Genomic DNA, 24,261 nt, shown 5'->3' on the forward strand with positions numbered 1-24,261 from the left:
GGACTTCTTCTTTCCAGTCCGTGTCAGAACACGGCTTTTGCGGGTAATGCACATGTTGTACGCCCAAATGGAAAGGAGCCCAAAACCGATGAGTGAAAAAGTATTTATCAGCCCGGGCAAATACGTGCAGGGCAAAGATGTAGTCGACAAAGCTGGAGAATATGCAAAAGTGCTAGGTAAATCTGCACTGGTGATCGCCGATTCCATCGTATGGCCCATCGCAGGCGATCGCGTCGTCAAAAGTTTCGAAGAATCCGGTATTTCAGTAACGAAAGCCGAATTTAAAGGTGAAGCTTCACGCGGAGAAATCAAACGAATCGCTGAACTTGGACAAAATATTGATCTGGTCGTTGGTGTAGGCGGCGGTAAAACGCTGGATACGGCAAAAGCGGTCAATGATGTTTTAGGCGCATTTTGCGTCATTATTCCGACAACGGCTTCGACTGACGCGCCAACTAGCGCACTGTCGGTTCTGTATACCGATGAAGGCGCATTTGACGAATATTCGTTTTACAAAAAAAATCCCGATCTGATTTTGGTGGATACCAAAGTCATCGCCGGTGCACCGCCGCTATTCCTGACTTCGGGGATTGCCGATGCGCTTGCCACATGGGTAGAATGCCGCGCTGTAATTGAAGCACGTGCAACGACAATGGCGGGTGGTCTTACAACGCTTGCTGCCGAAGCAATCGCGCGCAAATGTGAAGAAACCTTGTTCGATTACGGATTGTTGGCTTACGAATCGGTAAAACGTAAAGTCGTAACGCCAGCACTCGATGCGGTTATCGAAGCCAACACCTTGCTGAGCGGTCTTGGCTTCGAAAGTGGCGGTCTTGCCGGAGCGCATGCGATCCACAACGGATTCACCGTACTCGAAGGTGATATTCACCATATGACGCACGGTCAAAAAGTCACATTCGGTACGCTCGTGCAGCTCGCACTCGAACGTCGTCCGATTCATGAAATCGAACGTTATATCGACTTCTACTTGAAGCTCGATCTGCCGGTCACACTCGAAGACTTGCATCTCAAAGACGTCTCGAACGAAGACCTGTACCGCGTAGCGGAAGCTGCGACCAAAGAAGGCGAAACCGCGCATAACTTGCCGTTCCCTGTAACCGCAAGCGATGTGCTGGATGCGATCTTGGCAGCGGATCAATATTCGCTCGCATACAAAGCAAAATTCCAAAAATAATTTCGTCCTGAAGTGAACCAAACAGACCTTGTTTCCGTATCATTGGAAACAAGGTCTGTTTGACATTTTAACTTTGAAATTAAGGGCTAACCCGATCGCTTACATCATGCCGACTAACGGAAAAGGACCTTGCAAAATACGTTCCACGCCTTCAGACGGCAGCGGGCGACTCAGATAATATCCTTGTATTTCGTCGCATCCTGCCGCACGTAAAAACTCTAATTGTTCTAACGTCTCTACCCCTTCTGCCAACACTTCCATATTTAAGCTGCGTCCGATTGCAATGATAGCTTGAACCATACTGCCACGCTCTGTATCGACATCGATTCCATCGACAAAAAAACGGTCGATTTTCAATAGATGAGGTTCGAAAGTACGCAAATATTTCAACGACGCATAACCGGTTCCAAAATCGTCGATGGCAAGCTTTATGCCGTAATCTCGCAACAAACGAAGCTGCGCCGATACTTTTTCGACTTCACGGATAGCCAGAGACTCTGTTACTTCTATCGTAATATGGGTAGCATCGACTCCGGTTTCGCGTAAGGTATGCAAGATTTTTTCTACAAATAGTTCATCTTGGAATTGATAGGGCGAGACATTGATACTCATGCGTAAAGCTCCATACCCTTGCCGCTGCCATTCCACTTGTTGCAAGCAAGCCGTTCGCATCACCCATTCCCCTATCCGAATAATCATTCCTGTTTCTTCTGCGACCGGAATAAATTCAACAGGCGAGATCGGACCAAGTTCTGGATGATTCCAACGAATCAAAGCTTCCACGCCGATAATACGTTCATTTTGAATATTTTTTTGCAATTGATAATGCAACGACATTTCCCCGCGCTCGATCGCTCCGCGAAGTTCATGTTCCAATTCGACTTTATAAGCAAGCCGCTCGCCCATATTCGGTTCGAAAAACAAACTTTTTTGATGCCGGTTTTTTTTGGCTTCGTGCATCGCCATATCGGCGCTTCGCATTAACTCGTCCGCCGTAACGCCGTCGCGAGGATACAAAGCTGCACCAATACTCGCTGCTCCATAGACGACAACGCTGCCCAATGTAATTGGCTTTTTGAACACTTCTTCAATCGCTGCAATCGTTCGGTACGCTTCTATTTCCCCTTCTAGCGGATCGACCAATACCGTAAATTCGTCACCGCCTTGACGCGCGAGCAGGCGCGAAGCCGGAATATATTCACGGAGCCGCTCCGCAACCACTTGAAGCATCTGATCGCCTACCATATGACCGAGACTGTCGTTGATATGTTTAAATCGATCCAGATCGAAAAACAGCAAAGCAAGTTGATGACCTTGTTCCGATGCCAATTCGACTGCTTTACGTAATTCCGTATCGAATTTGCGGCGGTTCGGCAAGTTGGTTAACGAATCATGGTTCGCTTCGTGTTCTTTGACTTCTAACGCATTCGTCAATCGACCTAGCAAATAATCGTTCTCGATAAACGTCAAAATCAGCCGGATAATAATCAGCATCACAGCAAAAGCACTTCCGATGACCATCACATTAAACTCGGATAACTGTTGGAAAATAATCGCGAATAACGCAACCAAACTCACATAAGGAAGCAACCGACGCAACCAGCCCAGCCGTGTCATCAACGTTGCAGTAAATCGGCTTTTAGGCTGTCCATTCGTGTTATCCAAAGAATGAATACCTGCAAAAGTCAAACAAATGATCGAGGTCACCCATGTCAGATCGATTGGACTTCCATCAGGATACGCCCCGTTTAAATGCGTGTAAGCAAACACCGAATCGCCCAATATCAAAAGAAACACACTAGCAATTAATCCTACGTCGGTTCGAGCATTCCCCAATGTCTGATTGGCGAACAAAAGTAAACTCAGCAAAAACAGATTTCCTAAATCCAAAACCGGATAACTAAGATTGATAAAAGCTTCAAACCAGTTATCATCCAGCGAACCTTGCAGCAAAGGGGCAATAATCAAGCTCCAACTTAATACCGCTGTCGTCGACATAAAAATCGAAGCATCCAAAAAATATTGCATCAAACGAAAACTTTTGAGACGTTGATAGACAACAGTCAGCATTCCGATAAACAAAAATGCCCCTTGGGACACCCAAAAGAAATCAGCCAAGCCCGGAGAACTTAATGTGATCTGTGGTGAAATCGTATCTGCAAAAAGGAACACCAACGACATTAAATAAAAAAAGCTGCTTAATGTCGCAAACATCCAAAATATTCGATTTTGCGAATTTGAACGTAATGTCACCTTCAACAGAAGAAACGTACACAACACAACCGGTATGATATTGGAATGACCGAGCCAAGTTAACGCGGACCCATTCTCTCGATTTATCGTCAATAAGACAAGTAATAGAATGAGATAACCCGCAGAGAATCCATAAAAGAATTGTTTGTTTTTCATTTCTGCGGCCTCCATCAAAAAATTCAAGATATTGTATGTATCGGTTGCTATATGGATCTTGCTTAGTGTTTTTTTACTTTTTATTACAAAAGTTGATGACAAAGTAAGAAGTGAGCACAAAAAAAAGACCGATGCCTAAGCATCGATCTTTTTTACATCTATTCTGGATCAAAAATCAAGATTAGTTTTGGCTTGTATTGGCTGTTGTACCTAAAATACTCCGAATAGCGCCTAAATCGCCTGAAGACTCTTCCAACAATACTAAGATCGAACCGGCTTTCACCGCTTCATTGTATTTTTCCGCTTCTTCGTTGTCGAATCCAAGTGCAGTGAAATCTTCTTTCCAGCCGTTGCCACCATAATACGTGTCTGAACCCACGAATCGATGTGCCAATGGACCTACAGCTACATAAGGACCCACATTCGTGAACTCGCTGTCACTTGAAGAAGTGAACGTATCGCGAATGCTATGCAAAAATCCTTTGGATTCTTCTGGCTGGGTATTCGCTTCTGGAGATTCCAGATTTGTGTCTTCCGCAATCTGTTCAATCGGCTCGGGATTTTTTCCGATGACTGTAATCTGATCGTTTTCGACCCCTGATGTTTTCAATTGATGAATAGCGTCCAGCGCCGCCTGTTCGGTCGGGAATACGCCAATAATTGTTCGATTCGTCATGATGTCGTCCTCCTATATGTTTCTATTCTTGTCGAATGGCATCCTGCTTTCTTTTTCTTATTAACCGTTTTGAAGTTGTTCTAATCCCGTAGCTATTTTGAAAAGGCTTCGTTATAATAAATCGTCAAGCTTATTGAAGGAGGGCTTCTTTGTGGAAAAAATCAAAACGCTCGTCGTAGAAAACGAAAGTCAATTGCAGCGGTGTCTGGCTATTCGCCGAGAAGTTTTTATCGAAGAACAACAAGTACCTGAAGAACTTGAGATCGACGAATACGATGTGATCGGCTCTGCGACTTCTCATGTACTCGTGACCGATTCCGAGCAGGATATGGCGACCGGACGTTTGACAAAATATCCGGACGGTTCGGCTAAAATGCAGCGTATTGCGGTACGTTCTGCTTATCGCGGAACAGGGCTAGGTCGCGTGCTTGTACAAGCTATGGAACAAGCCGCTACTGCCATCGGTTGCCAACGTTCAGTTCTAGATAGCCAATGCCATGCGGAAGGTTTTTATCGTTCGCTTGGGTATCGTACGCTTCCCGGTGAACCCTTTTACGATGCAGGCATTTTACATGTACGCATGGAAAAAGATTTATAATCGATAGATGAAATGATCAAAGCCCCAAGATCGATCTGCTAGAGATCGTGATCTTGGGGCTTTTGAATTAGCGGTAACAAAGTGAAATGAATTATCCTCGAAACGAACGTACGATAAAGCGATGCTCTCTTTTTTCTAATACCGTGCCGTCTTCAAGGGTAACGGTCTGATCATTATGCTTCACTAGACGTGCTTTGGAAGAAAGCAACGTATTGCCGTGCCAAATCATCACTTCGGAATGAAATAATATAGCATGTTCAAATTGCCGCATCGATCTCATCACATATCCGATTGGATTCGAACGTCCTGCGGCTTCGCGAGTTTCTTGCGGAAGCACAGACAATTCTCGAATCGACATTATATCTTTCATGCCGATACGAACGCCACCCGGGCTTAAGACAATATATTGTTCTTTGTCGTTCCAGCGGATCAAGGTCCCGTAGCGCTTCGTCTGATACGGACCGCCGTTGTCGACAACCACTTTTTTTCCTATCCAATGTTTCAAAGCGCGCACCTCCGGGAAGTCGATTTAAAGCGGCGATATTTCCCAATTTATCGGCTGAATGCCGTGTGAACTCAAATAATCGTTTGTTTTTGAAAACGGTTGGCTGCCGAAAAATCCTCCGCGTGCCGATAATGGGCTCGGATGTACCGATTTCAATACCGCATGATGCTGGGTATCGATCAACGCTTCTTTTTTCTGAGCATGAGCCCCCCACAACAAAAATACAACAGGCTGATCGCGTTTCCCTACAGCTTCTATTACTGCATCAGTAAAACGCTGCCAACCTAGCTTTTGATGCGATGCCGCTTTGCCCTCTCGTACAGTTAATACCGTGTTAAGAAGCAAAACCCCTTCTTTCGCCCATTGAATCAAATAACCGTGATCCGGCGGCTGAATATTCAGATCCGTTGCCAATTCTTTATACATATTTCGCAAAGAAGGCGGAATTCGAACACCCGGTAGCACCGAGAAGCTCAATCCATGAGCTTGATTGGCTCCATGATAAGGATCTTGACCAAGTATTACCGCTTTCACATCAGCATATGGAGTTAATTTAAGCGCCTCAAATAAAAGCGGCTCCGGCGGATATACCGTATGGTTTTGATACTCTTCTTTTACTTTAGCCATCAACTCTTCAAAATAGGGCTGGCGAATTTCGTCTTTGAGCACCTCATCCCAATCGTTGCCAAACATTCGTTTCGCTCCTTTCCAAATTTCGATCATATGGTCAAAAAAGCCGACTCTCGCGCACACAAGAGCCGGCATGAAAGCCCGGTAAACGTTAGCCATTATACTAACATGTTTGGTTACAGGTCGCAATTTGATACGTCATTACGGACTTTATTTTCGACCATAATCGGCTTTGATCTCGCCCCAATCGCGCGTTTCCCATTTCATGATCTTCGTCCGATACGGATGACTTTCTAGCCATTGTACCGCTCGATCTACAAGTTCCCATATTTCTTCGGTAGACTTGTCACGCGGTAACGTCGAAGAAACTCTACGTTGCTTTACCCATTTCATGGCATTGACCGAGTCGCTATAGATCGATTTGTCGCTGCCTTGTTTTTGGATGTAAGCTAACGCATGAACAATCGCGAGAAACTCGCCCAGATTGTTGGTACCTTTGGCAATCGGTCCGTGTGAAAAAATCACTTCTCCTGTCGCCGTATCGACCCCTTTATATTCCACAGGACCGGGGTTTCCGCGTGTTCCTACATCGACCGATATGCTATTGTAGTCGATGTCGCTTGTAGATTTGGCGCCGGCTTTGGGAGTTGTTGCTTTTTTGGAAGTTCCGGCAGAACCGGAGCGTATGTAAGGTTTTGCACCTTCGGCGTATGCAGCTTCAGCTTCGGATCTGGATTCGAATGATTTGTACCTAGCACCGGGAAATCCGTCTACTTGAGCTTTACATTCTGCCCACGTTGCATAGATCCCAGGTTGTTGACCTTTCCAGACCACATAATATTTTGACTTACTCATGCGCACCTCCAACCTTTTGACACGTTTTGTGTAACACTTTATTATACGTGGTTTTTTTGTGCAAATGCAACCGGAAAGCTTGTTTTTATGGTTTGATTAAAGAGATACAAATATTCAAAAAAGTGGAGGGCTTTAGAATGTTAACTGCGGAAAATCGTTACACCCAACGATATTTAATTGTACATGCCGACGATTTCGGGATGTGTCATGCGACCAATCAATCGATTATTCAACTATGGGAACAACAAGCGATTACTTCGACTACACTGATGGTAAATTGTCCCTGGGCATTAGAAGCGGTAGTAGCAGCGAAAACCTCTTCGAATTGGGATATCGGCGTACATTTAACGTCAACAAGCGAATGGAACGTCTACAAATGGGGACCGATTCTGAATCAACCCGGCGCACAAGCGTTAACCGATACGCAAGGTCATTTCCCGGCAGATCCGTCTTATATGCCAGATGTAGATACGGACATTGTCCGCGCTGAAATGAATGCACAGATCACGCTTGCAAAATCAATGGGCATCGATCCGACGCATTTGGATAATCATATGGGCAGTCTACGTAATGTGCATCATCGTCTATTGATCGAATTAGGCGCTGAGTACGATTTACCGGTTCGGTTTTCGGTCAATCCGACTTATCCAACAGGGGATGAGAACGAAATGGCTGCATTGGCTGCTGAACTTGGCGTTTTGTATCCGGATCGCGTCATTGGTCTGCCTTTCACTTACGAGATGGATCAAGATTATACGTTCGCTCGAAATCTTCTCATTGATCACTTACGCAGTTTGCAGCCCGGTATCACAGAAATGTTATTTCACCCTTCCAGCGATACCGAAGAACTCCGAGCCATCACAGATAGCTGGCGTTCTCGTTTGTTCGATGCGCAGTTTTTTGTCGATTCGCAAGTCTTGAAAGTATTGAAAGAGCAAAATATTCAATTGATCGGTTGGCGCGAACTTCGTGATTTACAGAGAAAAAAAGACTGAGAAGCTTAACGCTTTGCAGTCTTTTTCCCATATCCAACTCTTGAAATCAATGAGCAGTAGGCGGCGACAAACGAAGCGTAAACACTTTGTCTACAGGCGTCATGACATTGACCAATACGACTTTGCAATTGCTTGGAAGATTCGCTTCGCGAACAGAAGTCGATCGATGTGCAGCTTCGCCGCCTTCTAATTCGATCCATTCTTCGCCACTTTCATAACGCAGTGTGCCGCCGCTCCATAGAGCGCGATCTTGTCCAAGATCTTCATATTCGCCAGAAACGATATGCCCTTCGCTACCGAATACAAAAGAAAGCTGCATCATCACATCAGCTGGTTCTTGAGCTTTGATATGCAGTTTCCATGTCTGAAGATCATCAGACGGAATCGCTTCAATCTCAACGCGGAAAGTCTGCTCGTGCGTTAGCTCGCGTTCTTGATGCGGCAATAAGTACCACGGGCTAATCGGCGTGCTTGCGGTAGCCGGAAGAAGCTCGGATTTAACAGGTCCGTAATAACCTTTTTTCTGCTCGCCATACAACACATAACTTCCGTCTTCGTTGACTTTCATCTCGTCCATCGGTACATATCCTGGATAGAAATACGAAGAGACTTGAAGCGCCAATAATCGCACGGCACCATGTCTCAAAGCGAAAAATGATGGCGTTTCAGTCATCAAGGTTACGCTGATCTCTTCTTCACGAATACGGGCGATCGGAGAACCGAAGTCCAAATGCAACCGGCTATGGAATATACGACCTTGATGACCTGCCGATTCGATCTGATCCAAATATTCACTACGCACGAAATCTTGGTTCAATATTTTTTTGTAACGCGTAGGTACGACCTGCTGCATCGGAATGCCTTCCGCTACAAAAGGACCTTGAAGCGCGGGGTCAAGCAGCATCTGCACCAATACATGAACCGAAGCAGCACCCGCATTCTCCAAAATTTTCCCAGAAAGTTCTGCCATACCCGCAAACAACGAATCATGATCTTGTACAGCTAACATAGCATACGGCAAGTAATACGAAGATAAGTCGTGAATATGTCCGAGATCTTGACGACCGGAATAATCGGTAACGACTTCACCAGAAGGGTGAATCAGATAGACCATCATACGCAAATTTTTACGCACGGGTTCTACTAATTCAGGTTTGTTCAACATTCGCGCTGCATAGATCAGCATAATGTCGCTCACCGCATTGTAAATACCGTTACTGCGCTCTGTCCATTCTCCGTCCGGTGTAATATCGATGCCTTCAGCCAACCATTGATTGGCACGCTCAATCAATCTTGGATCGCCGAACAATTCATACAAACATCCCAATGCCGCGCATAATACCCAGCGATGGTTCGGTGTATGACAGCCTCCTGTCAACATAACCGAGATACTTCGACTCAAAAATTGCTTCATATTATCGAGGGTCGGTTGCAAAGGTGCCCAGCCGGACTTTTCCAACACTTTGTACAGTTGCGAGTAGCCGACCACAACAAATGCGGTATCAGGCGGAGAATGATAATTTGTCCAGCCCGGCGAGATCGAACCATCTTCATGCTGCGCTCCGAGCACAAATTCCGAAGCTAACTGCAATCGCTCTAACAACGTCTCATCTTGATAAAAAGCTGATGCGGGATTAACCAAAGCGGTTCCCCAGTTGCACATATCTGTAGGCGTTCCAGTCGTATGGTTGACCCAAGCAATGCCCGTTGCCGGATCAAGCGTCCCCCCGTAATATCGGCTTTCTTTATCCAGCACTTGTCTCGGAAGCCCACTTCTCACTGCTTCATCGTTTTTCTGTACAATTTGTTCAAAAAGCATCTATTTGTCCCCCTCGTATGTTCCTGCTTTTGCTCCAATCCCGTTGCTTCTTATAAAAGTAGCCGTCAACCGATTTACGGCGACGGCATACGTTTGCGATCATTTTAAAGCCGCAAGTTTTTGGAGTAACAATTCGTGACTTTCGTGAATTTGCTGAGTCTCACAAGCCGCTTTCAGTTCGTACACTTTCACTCCAGCACGCTGGATCATTGGCAAGTAAGCATCGTAAAAGTGAGGATCGCCGCTATGTACATACGGGCACCAATGATCGGATAATCCGATCGTTTCGTGAATATGAACTCCGACGATATGATCCATCAATCCTTGCATTTCTCCGACGCTGTCATAAAGACCCATTCGATCCATCATAATGGCATGACCCGTATCGTACCAAATACCGACAGGCGCTCCTTTTAAAGCATCAATCACTTTTTTCGCTTCTGCGAGTGTCGGCATTTGATTAGGACGTGAACGCGTCTCAATCCCGAACTTCACATTTAACCCTTTGGAAGCGGACAAATTGCAGACTTCATCCAGACTATGAATGATACGCTGCAAATACCCGTCTGCCGCACTTTCCCGGCGTTCGATAAACGAAGCCCATGCTTCACGATAAGCTTGAGAGTCTTTACCTTCATCGTGATACAGCTGTTCAAGTACTTTGACATCTTCATGGGCAATTGGAACTTCGCCGGGATGTACGACGACAGCTTTTGCTCCATAACGATGTGCATATTCCGCAGAACGAACAAGCAATTCGACCGCTTTGACACGGCGTTCTTCGTCTTCGAATCCAAGCAGTACCGAATCTGTTCCATAGTCAGGATCGGGCGTATGCGGAAAAGTGTTGTGTACACTCGATACCCCGATCTCACCACGTTCGATCATCGGTTCGATCTCAGTCAGCATTTCTTTGGTTACATTGTAGTTCAATTCGACATAACGGAAACCAAGTTCAGAAATTTCGCGGATCATCGCAGCACCGCTCGGCTGCCGGCGAATATTCCAACAGGTAGAGAAGGAATATTCGCCTTTGTCTAGGTTCAAACTTTGACTCATTCGATGTACTCCTTCTGGATTTTTAGTTGTAGTTGCTTAACCTTTGACCGCTCCAAGCATTACGCCGCTAACGAAGTACTTTTGCAACCATGGATAAACCAGCAAGATCGGTACGGTTGCGAAGATAACCGTTGCCGCTTTGAGTGCTTCTGGAGTCAGAGCCGCACGGCTGCCGCCTTCCATTTGCGTAAGTTCCGATACCATGTTGTTTTGTACCATTTGGAACAGCTTCAATTGAAGTGGATAGATTTCCGGATTTGTGATGTAAATCAAGGCATCTTGGAAACCATTCCAACGTCCAACTGCATAGAACAAAGCAAGTGTTGCCATAACGGGCATCGACAACGGAAGAACGACTTTGAACAGCGTATGCAAATGCGAGCTGCCGTCAATCTCTGCCGCTTCTTCCAAGCTCGGCGGAATATTTTTGAAGAAAGTAATCAAGATAATCAAGTTGAACGGACTTACAAGCCCTGGCAAAATCAGTACCCAGACCGAGTTGATCAGATGAAGATCGCGCATCAACAAATACTCAGGAATGATACCGCCGCTGAAGAACATCGTAATGATGATGATGTACATGAAGAACTTACGGCCTTTCAAGTTTCCTTTTGTGAGCGGGTATGCAGCTGCAATCGTGAAGATCATACACAGCACTGTTGTAGCTACAGTCAACATCACTGTAAATCCGAGCGACTGCAACATCGACTGATCGGCAAATACTTTGCCATAAGCGTCCCAGTTTAATTCAACCGGCCACAGTGTAACTTCGCCCGACGTGATTGCCCGGTTCGAACTTAACGAAACGGCGATCATATGGACGAACGGAGCGAGACAGAAAATTACAAAGAGCGAAACGAATATAACGTTAACAATATCAAAAATTCGATCTGAGGCACGTGCAGTCATGATAAAACGCTCCCTTCTTCTGTAGAAAATCTACAAGATGCCGTCTCCGGTTACTTTTTTGGAAATGTAGTTGGAACCTAAAACGAATACCAATCCGACAACTGCTTGGAATAAACCGACAACTGTCGCTAGCGTGTATTGCCCGGATTCAAGACCGATCCGGTAAACGAACGTGCTGAGCACGTCGGAATATTCGCGAACCGCAGTATTACCGATGATATAAGGACGATCAAATCCGATACTTACCATGTTGCCCAAGTTGAGAATCAACAACGTTACGATTGTCGGTCTAATACTTGGCAATGTAATATGCCAGATTTTTCTCATTCTCGAAGCTCCGTCTACATCAGCAGCTTCAAACAACTCTCTGTTAACACCCGTTAGTGCAGCCAAATACAAGATGGTTCCCCAACCTGCGCTTTGCCATACGCCAGCGAACAAGTACGTAATCAGCCATGAATTTTTTTCAGTCAAGAACGGAATTGCTTGGAATCCTAATGTACGTAATACTTCGTTGACCATACCGGATTGTGTACCAAACAATTGATACACGATACCGCCGATGATCACCCAAGAAATAAAGTGAGGGATATAAAGAATGGTTTGCGAAATCTTTTTGAATCGTTTGGAACGAATTTCATACAACATGATTGCCAAAATAATCGGCGCCGGGAATGAAACGATCAGATCGAGAATATTAAGCATGAATGTGTTTCGAAGCGTCGTATAGAAGTCGTTCATTGCAAATACTTCGCGGAAAGCTTGAAGCCCGATCCATTCACTACCGTTGATTCCTTGGAATAAGTTAAAATCTTTAAACGCGATCTGCACGCCATACATTGGACCATAGCGGAAGATTAAGAAGTATACGATCGGCAGCGTAAGGAGCGCGTATAATTGCCAATACCGTTTCATATAAGACGAGCGACGTTTCATTTCACTCGTGCCGTTTAAGTAAGTTGCTTTCGCTTTGGTCACGTCATTCTCCTCCTGGCGGGTGAGGCCGCTCTGCCGCACCTTGATCTGGGTGGTGCGGCGGAGCCGTCTCCCGATAAAAATATAACCGAGGGTTGTACCGGGTAGAAACTGAGCTTCTACCCGGTACGTCAGGGGGAAAGCTCCATCCCCTTTCACCCCGGCTTGTTGATGTTGTGCTTAAAAGAAATTATTGTCCTTGCAATGCTGCTTCCAGTTCTTTTTTCAGCTCCGAACCGCCAATGTTCATGAAGTCTTGCATTTCACGATCATATACCGCTTCGAATTGATCTGTAGGAGCCATTGCGCTTTGAACGATCAGAACTTTAAGTTTATCGTTCAACGCTGTGCCGTATTTCGACTCAGCTTCGATCGGACGATCGAATACGATAGGACCTACAGTATCTGTGTTCGAAATTTCAAGCGATTTTTTCAGCATTTCTTGGTTGTTTACAGGGAAACCTGCAACCCAAGCTGCTTCATTTGTTGCTTCGTCGCCGATTGCTTTACCGTTAGAGATAATCGCCATATCGCCGCCGTTGTATACGCGGTCTTGCAGTTCTTTGCTTACATCCGGTTTCGTAACTGGGATACCGTCTTTCATGTCGTAGTTTTCGCCTTCAACACCGTTGTAGATCGTAATGATGTTGTTGCCTTGCGACATCCAGTTCAGGTATTTAACCGCTTCATCCGCACGTTCGCTGCTTTTCGGAATCATGATATACATACCATTCGAACCGTAGCGGGATTTGATGTGTTTGTTGCCTTCGTTCGGGTTGGAGTAAGCATCGATTGGTTCAACTTTGCTATCAGGTACGTTAGCAGTCAAGTTGTCGAGCGTTCCATCTTCATAGAACAAGTTGTCCACGTCTTCCGACCAGTAGCCAACGTTGCCGTTTTGAATATCTTTAGTCAATTGTTCTTTTTCTTCATCGATACTGAAGTCTTTGCTGATCAGACCTTCATTGTAGAGTTTGTTCATGAACTGCATTGCATCTTTGAATCCGTCATGCAGCGGCAGTTCATAGCGTTGACTGTAAGTCAGATCGCCTTTAATCGGTTTGATGAAGGAATAGATCAGTGTTTCGTACTGAGCTGGCGCTAAAGCCATACCCATAGGAATGTTTTTGTCACCAAGACCTGCTGGGTCTTTTTCTTTGAATGCTTTCAATGTGTCATACAATTCGTCGGTTGTTGTTGGAGCTTTCATTCCCACTTTGTCCAGCCAATCCTGACGGATATAAGAAGCATAACGTCCAGTGATTGCGCGTTTACCCGGAATCGCGAACTGTTTACCTTCTAATTGACCGAATTTCAGTGTGTCCTCACCCAGATACTTTTTGAGATCGGCGCCTTCTGTGTTCAGCAATTCGCCAACATCAGTCAAGCCGCCTTGTTGTGCATAACGGAAGAATACGCTGGAATCGTAAACGAATACGATATCCGGTACGTCGCTTGCACTTGCCATCAACACGTTTAGCTTGGTCGTTTCTTCGGAACGTTGTACAGGTACGAACTCGACGTCGATATTATTCGGATCGCCGAACTCCTTTTGTACATATTGCGTCAACCAGTTGTTCGTGATTGTGTACGGTGCCGGGCTGTTACCGCGGTCGAACACTTCCACCTTTAATGTAACGCGTTTCCCATCTGTGCCTGTTGCGCCTGTTGCTGCTGAATCATCTTTAGCAGCCCCGCTACAACCTGATAGTAGTGCAACGCCCATTACTGTAGCGAGTGCAGCCCCCATCGCTTTTTTCATGACCCCTCTGCGCGTGTTCCGTGTCATCGTCCCATCTCCTTTTTCTGTGGTATGGCAGGAATGCGGAAAAACTTGTACTCCGTGTGACTGACGTTTAATCGTTTGCCTGTCGATTAGGAGTGACCCAAGTATTCCACACGACTCGCAAATCTGGCAATAAACCTCTTTCGGATTTCGGTTTTTAGGCAAAAACTACCTTTCGGTTTATTGAGTTGCTCTTTTTCGTCAAACTGCTCTTTTTCGTAAAAAAGTGACTTTAGAAATCGCTTACATGATATGTGATCCTAAACAGAGCAAACTATTTTCGTCTAATAAACTATAATCGCATTACATTTTATGATAGATTTGTGGCACAAAAAAAACCGCATAGGTAAGGGTTTCTTAAAAAAGAAACACATCCTCTACGGTTTTTCTTCTTACGAAACGCGATTACACCTGCTTTTTCATGTCACTAATTAGTTAGCTTTCAAGTGGGGACTGATTTCGTTTTTGTCTGCGATAATCACCGGGTGTAATTCCCGATATTCGCTTGAATACACGTCCGAATGTGATCGCATTGGCGTATCCAACCTGAAGCGCAATATCTTGAAGCGGACAATCGGTTTCGACCAATAATCGCTCCGCTTCTTTCATTCGAAGCTCCGTTACGAAATCTACAAACTTCATATCAAACTCCGTTTTAAATAAATAACTCGCATACTTTCCAGAAATCTGAAAACGATCGCTAAGATGCTTCAAAGACAGATCTGGATTTGCAAAGTTCTCTTCGATGTACGTTTTCATTTCGCTGACCATCGCCCGATAACTTTTCGTTTCGCTTGCGGATACGTAGAGTCGGAATAGATCGGTCAGATGCTCTTCTAACGTGTCTTTGACTTCAGACAAGGTTCCTGCGTCTTGCACCCGGCGTTCAAGCTCTGCGACACGCTCACTCGATAATCCTTGTTCTAATTCTTCAGACATGACTGCGACTTCACGACCCAACATTTGCAGCAATGCTTGGATCAAGGAACGAATCGCTTCGTCTTTAACAAAATCTCGTTCGAACGCATCGAACAACAATTCCAATTGCTCGCGCCATTGTCCATTAGACATTCTAAATTGTTTGACGAGTTCAGCAATCGTTTGTAGATACCGATACGTTTCTAACAATTTAGGTGCTGAATCTTCGGCATCTGCTAACATTACGTCTTGATTCAACAATAACTTATGGCGCATCATCGATTCAGCAGCTTCATACGACGTTTGAATTTGTTCAGTTCCTTGAACAATCGGTCCGATTGCACAGCTCATCGATAAACGTAAATGTTCCGCTACCCATTCTCGATAACTTTCTGCGAGCTGACGCAGTTCTTCTTTGGTCTGAGTAGCCGCTTCTTCTGTTAACACGATGACAACCAGTCGATCACCGCCTACCCACTCCGCCCAAGCTTGAAGGTTAAATCCTCTGACTAGCTCTTGGAAAACGTTAATGAGTGCGTATTTCAGCGTATTTTGATCGCTTCTTGTATATCGTTCTTGAAAAACATGTTCGTATCGTTCGATCTCGTTCACTACGACTGCAAAACGCGAATCCGGTACAACCTGAATCAATGGTGAAAAATTCACCAATCGATCAATCGTTTGTTCAGAACTTTCGCCTCGAAGCAATTCGGTAAACAAACGACTTCGCTGTAGCAATTGATTCTCGCGGTTTTTCTGTTCGTAATCTTGTGTATGGTGAATTAAGTTTTCGAGTACATCGTCAATTAGCTTCAGTTCATCGGTTCGCTTGCCATTTTGATCCATCGCCCGAATTTGATACGCTTCGATCCGGTTCATAATGACTTGAACCGGCTTGTAATTACGGCGGGTAATATAAATAAGATATAAAATAGCGCACACGACGGTTCCGATCGCTACAGCAACCCAAAGATACGAGATCACCGATACCCATCCGAATAAGCCTGCCGCTTTGATTCCACTAGAGAATGTCCAACCTAATCGATTCAATTGCAATTCATTTAGCGGTTTACCATGTGAAGATTCTGAATGGGCTTGGTACACGGTTTCACCATTTGCATCTTTAATCGTGACAAATGACAATTGTTCGTTTACTCGATTGTCGACTAATTGTTCCAATGCACTCATTTTCAAGTTAATGACAAGTGCACCTTCCGTTCCGAACGGAAGAGGCATTCCTTTATTGATCGTGAGCACGCGAATCGGCCGCGATCCAAGTCCAGGCATATAGTCGCGAAGAGGCTGCCAACCACTTTTTAATTTGCCAGAGTCTATCTGTTTTAACCAATCGGCATCAAAAAATCCGGAAGCTTGCGTTCTTCCGCTTTGCGTTAAGACCATATTCTTTTTGGGATCATACAAATAAACAGACTCAATGTAATTTGAAGCATCGCTCAAATTGCGTAAATTACGTGCGATCGTATAAATATTTGTATCGATCGTTCCCGCACTTTGATTTTCGCTGAAATACATTTTGTATGCCGAGACATTTTCCACATTATCCAAAACAAGCATTTCGGTCTCACGTACCACTCGATCTATATTGTCTACGAGATAACGAGAAGCCACGGCATCTGCTTTTTTTGTTTCTTGCCTTGAAATATCGTTGACGAATACGAAAGAAGCAAAGATAAGAATACTTACAGTAAATAAAAAAATCGGAAAATAAGACAGCAGCAGCCGTCGATACCAAGTTTTAGACAAAGGTCGACTCCCTTCTGGCATGGTACGATCCAAATCCATTTGAATCGAAGACAGCGTCATATAGACGGCAAACCTTAAAGAAGACGAGAATAGCCAAAGCTTCGTCTTCTTTCTGAATAGGTTCCCGCCATTATATCATAACCATTTAAACCGTGGACAGTGACAAAAGGGGTAATCAGCTTCGGTACAGTGCTTCACCAAGCAAAGCAATGGTCAGAGCCTGGCCATATGCCATTGGTGCCGTAACGATGTTCGCATAATCTTCGCGAAGCTTACCGATCGGCGTGCCCGCAGAAACCCCTTCGACGGAACCATCTTCCCCGATTCTAGACATGACCGCCGACACGGTCTTCCATGCTGCTTCAGCAAATCGCTCATCTAGCAAGCCTCGGCGTACACCAAACAGCATACCTGCCGCTATAGCCGCAGATCCGGATGTCTCGGTATAACTACTTGAGTCATCTAACAAGGTTGACCACAAGCCGTCTTCATGTTGCAACGAAAGCAAGCCTTCACTTTGCGAACGGAAGGTTTGCGTTAAATACAGCAGCACACCTTCGTCTAAATATGGACGCATCAAGTCAATATATTCCGGTAGTCCTAGCGTAAACCAACCGTTACCGCGACACCAAAAAGCTTCGCTGAAATTATGACGCCCCGTGAAGTTCCAACCGTGGAAAAAGAGTCCGGTTTTGCGATCATACAAATACTTGATATGTAGCAGCAATTGATGGAGGGATGTTTCTCTCCAATCGGCGCGATCATACTTCACACCCATTCTTGCGGTGAACAAAATCGACATGAATAAGGTATCGATCCAAATTTCATTTTCATTCAATGTCAGTTCTTGCGCAGTAGCACCTGTAGTGACATGCTGGTAACCGTCTTCTTCGGTACGTGGTAGCGTGCTCATCAACCAGTTTACCCAATCCAGACTTAGCTCTTCGGCTTCTGGTAAATCCATTAACGATAATAGCGGCGCTGTCGTATTGATGTTACGGCTAGGAAGCCCTTCTTTTAGACGATCCGCCATCCACGGCTTGGCATAATTCGAAAAACGGTCGTCTTTGAAAAACACACCGACTTTAGATAATCCGTAAAGACCAATCCCTTGCGGCCAGTCCCAGACATCCATTCCAAAATCACGCGCAAAATATCCCCGCTTTTCCGGGTCTCCATCCATTGCTTTTAATTCTTCTTCGTTATCGGGACGTTGCAAATTCATGAGTCGTTGAGTGACTTTATCTAATGCGGCAATGATGGTTTGTTGATCGGTCTCGTTGGACGTACGTACTGAATTGAAGTTTTCCTGAGCATGGATGTCACGATTCATAATTAAGCTTTCATCCCCTTGTTCTATGTAATTAAGCGCTTTCTCACTTATTTTTATTATATCATTTTATTAGTTATTTCACACAAAAAAAGCGAAGCTTCCAAACTGTTTTTGATAAACAGTCTGGAAGCTTCGCTTACGAATTCGGATGCCGAGGACCGGACTCGAACCGGTACGGGAGTACTCCCGGCAGATTTTAAGTCTGCTGTGTCTGCCATTCCACCACCCCGGCTCACTCAAAACTTTCTTTGATCGCCGACTTCAAAGATCATATCACGTGGTTACTGACTATGTCAACAAAAAAACCATATCAATCAACTCTTGTTTTCAAAGAAACCATTATTGAACAAGAGTTGACTGATACAAATTCATTCAAACAGACAATTTTTAGATTTTAAAACGGCTTACGTTATTGTAAAGTTGCTCCGCCGTCTCAGACAAAGAAGACGACGAGGACGCGATTTCTTCCATCGAAGCCAATTGTTCTTGAGTCGCTGCGGATACTTGAGTCATTCCAGAAGAAGCTTCTCCTGCAATCGTCGAACTTTGCTTCACATAGTTCAAAATCTCAGTCGTGCTTGCGGACATTTGCTGCGCGCCCGCCGAAACTTCTTCGATGTCTCCGGCAACTTTGCCAACCGACTCCAAAATGTTTTCAAATGCTTCGCCAGCAGCCGAAACCATTTCGATCCCTTTGTACACTTCGCGGTCATTGGACTCTGCTGCATCAATAGCACTGTTCGTATCGGCTTGGATCAAGGAAACGAGATCCGTAATCCGTTTTGCCGATTCCGACGATTGTTGAGCCAACTTACCCACTTCATCCGCCACGACCGCAAATCCTCGTCCAGCTTCGCCAGCACGAGCGGCTTCAATCGCTGCATTGAGCGCAAGCAAGTTCGTTTGCGAGGAAATGGCTGTGATCTCATTCGTGATCATGCCGATCTCGCTTGAACGTACGCTCAGTTCTTTGACAACAGCACTCATCGAAGTAACAGACTCGCGAATCGAGTCCATTTGCGTGATCGCTTCACGAATCGCCGCATTACCACTTTCGGACTTCGTTGCGGCTTCAGCAGCAGAAGTAGATACCGTCTGCGCTCTTTCTGCGATTTGATCGGCTCCGATCGACATTTCTTGCATCGCTTGCGCAGATGTTTCCGCAATATCAACTTGACGCACCGTACCACTTGCTGTTTGCTGAATCGTAGCCGCAATTTGTTCAGAAGCTTGTTTGTTTTGCTCCGCGCTTGCTGTAAGTTCTTCCGAAGATGCAGCAACCAATTCAGAAGACGCCGCAACAGCTTCAAGTAAATCGCGCAGGCTTACACTCATCGCGTTAAACGATGTAGCCAATGCGCCAATCTCGTCGCGGCTGCGGACTTGGATCGGTTCCCCTGTCAGATCGCCATCTGCAATCCGCTCTGCGGCTTGTTGAACGCGTTTCAAAGGGACAGAAATCATTCGACCCAACACAACCGCAATCAATCCCGCAAGCACAATCGCAATGATGCTTGTGACCAAAATAATTACGCTTGCGGTAGCAGCTCTTTCAGAAGCGGCTTGCGTCATCTCTTGCGCTTTTGTGTTGTCTAATATAATTAACTCTGTAATCGTACTATTTGCCGTATTCCATGCTTCAAAAATTTCACGATGCGTATCGCGCGCTGCTTCTGCGTTATTGTTTTGCGAAGCGCTCATCAACCCAGGTACTGCATTGATATAAGCATCATAGTTTGTCGAAAACTTTTCGTATAATTGTTTTTCTTCATCGCTAATCAGTAGTTTTTGCAGTTGTTCTCTTTCTCCTGCGATTTTAGTCAAAAGAGCTGTGAATTGATCTTCAACTTCTGAATAATTGCTTGAACGGCTTTCTACCATCATATTTAATACCAATCGTTCTACGTCGGAAACGTCGCCGTTCATGGTTCCAAGAAGCGTAACGCTAGGCATCCACTTTTCATTGATTGCTTTCGATTGGTCGCCCAAATTATTCAAATTACTAATTGCCAAAACCCCAACCACAATAAGCAAGATAATAACGCCTAGAAAACCACTTAATAACTTCGTTTGAATCGAACGTTTCATTTGTTTCTCTCCCTTATTATTCTCTATTTATTCAACATAGACTTTATTTATTATCGACGAAATTCGTCATTTTTTTATAGCTACTTTCAAAAAAAGAATGAGTGTTGTTTGTTTATATGTATGTAATTCGTTCTATATACTTATTGTGAATTTTTCATCTTTTTACATCTTAATAGTTTGAACAAAATATTGGAAAACTTTATTAAAAAAAGGGTTGTTTTTTGTAGTCAGTATGGTAATATAACTTCAAACGAAAGGAGGTGCGTTCACATCTGTAACAGTATGCTGAGCGTATCCCTTACCCAAGCCGGAGCAGCTCTTTAAGTAGAGATCGCACGGTGGCGCGGGATACGAAAGCAAAGAAAGCAATAGCGCCACGGGTAGAAAGACCGTCCTCCGGGACGGTCTTTTTTATGTGTATCTATAGAATGAAGCTCTATTTACTTACCGCTACTTTTGGCAACTTGCCGTTGCCGAGTCTGTTCACTTCTTCGAAATGCGGAAGGTCGACAAGCCAAGATCCGATCTTGACGAAATGTACGACGTTCTCCGCTTCTTAAACAAGTTGAATATACTCGATCTCCTCGAATCCCATGCACCTCGATACGCCGCTGCGTTAACCGCCCTTCTTTGTCCATGTATACAATCTCTACGACTTCGCCTACATATTTCGTTGGCATCATCAACCCTCCGTTTCAATACGAACTTGTGTTCTACTTATATTATATGCGAACGTTTGTTCTTTTACAAGTTTTAAAAAAAGCCGCTGAACGAAGTTCAACAGCTTGCTTAAGATCATTTATTTGTGCAGATGGAAAGGAACTGTCGTTACAATGACGTCTTTATAATTCAGCAGATAAGCGCGCATCATGATACTGGTCTGATTGTGCAAAACAGCTTCCCACCAATGCTTCGTAATAAATTGCGGGATCAGCACCGTGATATTATCATGTTCGCCTTTTTTCCACTCTACGGTATCAATAAACTTACGCAGCGGACGTAAAATGCTCCGATAACGCGATTTGAGCACGATCAAGCGAATACCCGGGTCCCATTCTGCCCACTTTTCTTCCATCTTCCGAATCGATTCATCATCAAATCCAATATAGACGGCGACTACGCTGTCCGACAGTGTTTTGGCATAACTGACCGTATGACGAACAACTTGCGTAATGCCCGATACCGGAATAATGACCGTGTTGCCTTTTACACAAGGTTTGTCTACAGCCAGATCGATCCGAAGTTGGTCCGCAGTGTTCGCGTAATGACGATAAATTTTGGCAAATAGATAGACGACAATCGGCAAGAAAATAAAGATAACCCAAACCTGCGCAAATTTAGTGAATACAAAGATCAACGTAATCGACAAGGTTGTCAGCATCCCGATCGTATTGATGACAAGTTTCCCTTGCCAGCCTTTCGGCTTGTGTTTGATCCAACGGATCATCATCCCAAGTTGCGACAACGTAAATGGAATAAATACGCCAACCGCGTACAAAGGAATCAAACTATCCGTATTTCCTTTAAAAGCGACCACAAGAATCGCAGACATCACACTAAGAAAAATGATTCCGTTCGAAAATCCGAGACGATCGCCGCGCACCATAAACATATGCGGTAAATATTTATCTTTTGCCAACATAAAAGCAAGCAGCGGAAATGCCGAGTAAGCCGTATTCGCAGCCAAAAACAAAATCAATGCGGTTACGCCTTGTATCACGAAGTACATCCAGCCTCTACCGAATGTCGCTTCTGCAATTTGAGAAATAACCGTCGACTTTTCGTCCGGAGCAATTCCGTACCAATAAGCAAGTAACGTAATCCCTGTAAACATTCCGCCTAAGATCAGGCCCATCATAATCAGCGTTGAAGCTGCGTTTTTGGGTGCTGGATCGCGGAAGTTGGGAATCGCATTGGAGACTGCTTCTACGCCGGTCAAAGCCGAACATCCGGAACTAAAAGCTTTTAATAGTAAAAACAAACTGACATTCGATACCGTCGCTTCAATCTGCGGAGCCGCCGCTGCAGCACCTCCGGCCAAATAATTGATCGTTCCGACGATAATCAATAAGAAAATAGCAACGACGAACGCATAGATCGGAATCGCCAATACCGAAGCCGACTCCGTTACACCGCGTAGATTCATTAGAGTTAAAAATACAATCATCGCTAATGCGATCAGGACCCGGTCATCATGGAGAATTGGGAATGCCGAGGTGATCGCATCCGTTCCCGCCGAAGAACTAACCGCTACCGTTAAAATATAATCAACGAGCAACGAACCGCCGGCAATCAGACTTGAAAATTTACCGAGATTGTCTTTGGCAACGATATAAGCGCCGCCACCGGTTGGGTAAGCAAAAATTGTTTGACGATAAGACACGATGAGAATAGTCAATAAAGCCAGAACCGCCAATGCAATCGGCAGTGAGTACCAGAGCGCAGCGGCTCCAGCCAGAACGAGGACAAGCAAGATTTGTTCGGTTCCGTAGGCAACGGAAGATAATGCGTCTGACGAAAGAATCGCCAATGCTTTGAGTTTACTGAGTTTTTCGCCCTCAAGTTCATTCGACTTCATCGGTCTACCGATCAAAAGTCTTTTAATTTTGCCTGTCATGGTTCGTGACTTCCTTCTTTAGGTTGATGTTGTAAATTGTAGTGTGATTTTTGTTGAATCTACCGCTTTACTTTAAGGATTTTACATCTATTTAGCAATCTGAAAAGAAAGCCGTTTTCGCGCATTTTCGCCCCTTTTGTCACACTTTGAAACTAAGGGATATATTCTTCAAAGCCCAGCGCGTTCAATCTCATTCGCACGCGAGTATACGCCATTTGTAAAAAGACTGGAAACCATTTTTACATGATGTTTCATTAAAGCTTATAACGTGTATGGTTTTAATAATCCGTTAGAAAGGGTGAGGAACATGAGCAGAGATCCAAAAGCCGATATTATAGACAAAGGACCCGGTCCTGATGGTATTCCTGAAGCTGATCCCCGTTACGAGGATACCGATCCCGGCGCATTCCGAAAGTTGACCAAAGACAATATGACCAGCGATGAAAGCCTGATTGTCGATCCCGAAGATTCGGAAGAATACGATAAGTAAACTTTCATACGCAATACAGCCTCCTTTCCGGTATAATGAAGCTTCACTACCGGATAAGGAGGCTTATTCATTTGAGCAACAAAAGATCACGCAAAAAAAAGAACCGTGCCCCTTCGTTACTTACGATTGCACTGGCTATTGTACTCGCTATATTCGCGCCTCAACTATATAAAGTCATCGGTCCTATGTTGGATACTTCTATTGATTTCGGTGGATCAACTTCGCCAAGCGGTGAAGTCGTTACTGTTGAATTTCCGGTAGATCGCTATCCAAAAACAGCGGCTCATATTCAAAAAGCAATCCGTGAAGGCGAAGCAGCGGTATGTACGATCGATCGCAATGGTGCCAAGCAGAACCGTCAAGAGTCGCTGCGCGGCATCCCGACGAAAAAAGGCTATGACCGCGATGAATGGCCGATGGCAATGTGCGAAGAAGGCGGTACAGGCGCAGATATCGAATATGTCACGCCTTCAGACAATCGAGGAGCCGGTTCTTGGATTGGCAACACCTTAGAAGACTATCCAGACGGAACAAGAGTGAAGTTCAAGTTCAAATAATTTCTTAGTCTTATGCTTATTGCTTTAATCTTGACGCTTTTTTGGCTTTTACCCATAATAAATAGGAACGTATATTTTGATTT

20 protein-coding genes and 1 tRNA gene are annotated in these 24,261 nt (G+C 44.8%); 5 read left to right on the forward strand and 16 right to left on the reverse strand.

The features are described from left to right. Positions 1–88 precede the first annotated feature (88 nt). Positions 89–1,195: a glycerol dehydrogenase gene (locus NOM90_RS04195; RefSeq protein WP_255940204.1), complete on the forward strand. Its 1,107-nt coding sequence runs from the start codon at positions 89–91 to the stop codon at positions 1,193–1,195. A 99-nt stretch (positions 1,196–1,294) separates the two neighbouring features. Here NOM90_RS04195 and NOM90_RS04200 read toward each other — a convergent pair whose 3' ends face one another. Both NOM90_RS04200 and NOM90_RS04205 read right to left on the reverse strand, forming a co-directional pair. Then, positions 1,295–3,604, reverse strand: a complete 2,310-nt coding sequence (locus tag NOM90_RS04200; protein WP_255940206.1) for a putative bifunctional diguanylate cyclase/phosphodiesterase — start codon at positions 3,602–3,604, stop codon at positions 1,295–1,297. A 181-nt stretch (positions 3,605–3,785) separates the two neighbouring features. Next, a complete protein-coding gene (locus NOM90_RS04205; protein ID WP_255940208.1) occupies positions 3,786–4,280 on the reverse strand; it encodes a YflT domain-containing protein in 495 nt (164 codons plus the stop codon). A 151-nt stretch (positions 4,281–4,431) separates the two neighbouring features. On the opposite strand from NOM90_RS04205, the gene NOM90_RS04210 reads away from it, so the two are divergent. Continuing rightward, a complete protein-coding gene (locus tag NOM90_RS04210; RefSeq protein ID WP_255940209.1) occupies positions 4,432–4,878 on the forward strand; it encodes a GNAT family N-acetyltransferase in 447 nt (148 codons plus the stop codon). Positions 4,879–4,969: 91 nt separating this feature from the next. Here NOM90_RS04210 and NOM90_RS04215 read toward each other — a convergent pair whose 3' ends face one another. The 3 genes from NOM90_RS04215 to rnhA form a co-directional block, all read right to left on the reverse strand. Beyond that, positions 4,970–5,383, reverse strand: coding sequence for a hypothetical protein (locus NOM90_RS04215; protein WP_255940211.1), 414 nt, complete (start codon positions 5,381–5,383; stop codon positions 4,970–4,972). A 24-nt stretch (positions 5,384–5,407) separates the two neighbouring features. After that, complete coding sequence (gene ung / locus NOM90_RS04220; RefSeq protein WP_255940212.1) at positions 5,408–6,076, reverse strand: uracil-DNA glycosylase; 669 nt, start codon at positions 6,074–6,076, stop codon at positions 5,408–5,410. Positions 6,077–6,223: 147 nt separating this feature from the next. Further along, on the reverse strand, positions 6,224–6,868 hold the full coding sequence (gene rnhA / locus NOM90_RS04225) for a ribonuclease H (protein WP_255940213.1): 645 nt from the start codon (positions 6,866–6,868) through the stop codon (positions 6,224–6,226). 137 nt (positions 6,869–7,005) lie between these two features. Between rnhA and NOM90_RS04230 the strand changes: the two genes are divergently transcribed. Beyond that, the gene (locus NOM90_RS04230) at positions 7,006–7,863 is read left to right on the forward strand and encodes a polysaccharide deacetylase family protein (RefSeq protein ID WP_255940215.1); all 858 of its coding nucleotides are present in this window, start codon (positions 7,006–7,008) and stop codon (positions 7,861–7,863) included. Positions 7,864–7,909: 46 nt separating this feature from the next. Here the strand turns inward: NOM90_RS04230 and NOM90_RS04235 are convergent, their stop codons facing one another. From NOM90_RS04235 to NOM90_RS04285, 11 genes are all read right to left on the reverse strand, one after another. Next, on the reverse strand, positions 7,910–9,682 hold the full coding sequence (locus tag NOM90_RS04235; protein ID WP_255940216.1) for a prenyltransferase/squalene oxidase repeat-containing protein: 1,773 nt from the start codon (positions 9,680–9,682) through the stop codon (positions 7,910–7,912). 99 nt (positions 9,683–9,781) lie between these two features. After that, on the reverse strand, positions 9,782–10,741 hold the full coding sequence (locus NOM90_RS04240) for a sugar phosphate isomerase/epimerase family protein (RefSeq protein WP_255940217.1): 960 nt from the start codon (positions 10,739–10,741) through the stop codon (positions 9,782–9,784). A 36-nt stretch (positions 10,742–10,777) separates the two neighbouring features. Next, on the reverse strand, positions 10,778–11,650 hold the full coding sequence (locus NOM90_RS04245) for a carbohydrate ABC transporter permease (protein WP_255940218.1): 873 nt from the start codon (positions 11,648–11,650) through the stop codon (positions 10,778–10,780). 30 nt (positions 11,651–11,680) lie between these two features. Next, positions 11,681–12,586 (reverse strand): ABC transporter permease, encoded by a 906-nt coding sequence (locus NOM90_RS04250; protein ID WP_255940555.1) that lies wholly within the window; start codon positions 12,584–12,586, stop codon positions 11,681–11,683. 229 nt (positions 12,587–12,815) lie between these two features. Further along, positions 12,816–14,414, reverse strand: a complete 1,599-nt coding sequence (locus tag NOM90_RS04255) for an extracellular solute-binding protein (RefSeq protein ID WP_255940219.1) — start codon at positions 14,412–14,414, stop codon at positions 12,816–12,818. 432 nt (positions 14,415–14,846) lie between these two features. Beyond that, on the reverse strand, positions 14,847–17,153 hold the full coding sequence (locus NOM90_RS04260; RefSeq protein ID WP_255940220.1) for a helix-turn-helix domain-containing protein: 2,307 nt from the start codon (positions 17,151–17,153) through the stop codon (positions 14,847–14,849). A 115-nt stretch (positions 17,154–17,268) separates the two neighbouring features. Then, positions 17,269–18,426 carry a glycoside hydrolase family 88/105 protein gene (locus tag NOM90_RS04265; RefSeq protein ID WP_255940221.1) on the reverse strand — a complete coding sequence of 386 codons (1,158 nt, stop codon included), beginning with the start codon at positions 18,424–18,426 and terminating at the stop codon, positions 17,269–17,271. A gap of 149 nt (positions 18,427–18,575) precedes the next feature. Beyond that, positions 18,576–18,658 (reverse strand) — tRNA-Leu (locus tag NOM90_RS04270). A 155-nt stretch (positions 18,659–18,813) separates the two neighbouring features. Further along, on the reverse strand, positions 18,814–20,514 hold the full coding sequence (locus tag NOM90_RS04275; RefSeq protein WP_255940222.1) for a methyl-accepting chemotaxis protein: 1,701 nt from the start codon (positions 20,512–20,514) through the stop codon (positions 18,814–18,816). Between the two features lie 440 nt (positions 20,515–20,954). Continuing rightward, entirely contained in the window at positions 20,955–21,197 is a 243-nt protein-coding gene (locus NOM90_RS04280) for a hypothetical protein (RefSeq protein WP_255940223.1), read from the reverse strand. A gap of 116 nt (positions 21,198–21,313) precedes the next feature. After that, positions 21,314–23,131 carry an APC family permease gene (locus NOM90_RS04285; RefSeq protein WP_255940224.1) on the reverse strand — a complete coding sequence of 606 codons (1,818 nt, stop codon included), beginning with the start codon at positions 23,129–23,131 and terminating at the stop codon, positions 21,314–21,316. A gap of 307 nt (positions 23,132–23,438) precedes the next feature. On the opposite strand from NOM90_RS04285, the gene NOM90_RS04290 reads away from it, so the two are divergent. Both NOM90_RS04290 and NOM90_RS04295 read left to right on the forward strand, forming a co-directional pair. Then, on the forward strand, positions 23,439–23,621 hold the full coding sequence (locus NOM90_RS04290) for a hypothetical protein (RefSeq protein ID WP_255940226.1): 183 nt from the start codon (positions 23,439–23,441) through the stop codon (positions 23,619–23,621). Between the two features lie 185 nt (positions 23,622–23,806). Beyond that, positions 23,807–24,178 (forward strand): NucA/NucB deoxyribonuclease domain-containing protein, encoded by a 372-nt coding sequence (locus tag NOM90_RS04295; RefSeq protein ID WP_255940556.1) that lies wholly within the window; start codon positions 23,807–23,809, stop codon positions 24,176–24,178. The last annotated feature ends 83 nt before the right edge of the window (positions 24,179–24,261 follow it).

The sequence above is a fragment of the Saccharibacillus sp. JS10 genome, assembly GCF_024436065.1.
Classification (GTDB): Bacteria; Bacillota; Bacilli; order Paenibacillales; family Paenibacillaceae; genus Saccharibacillus.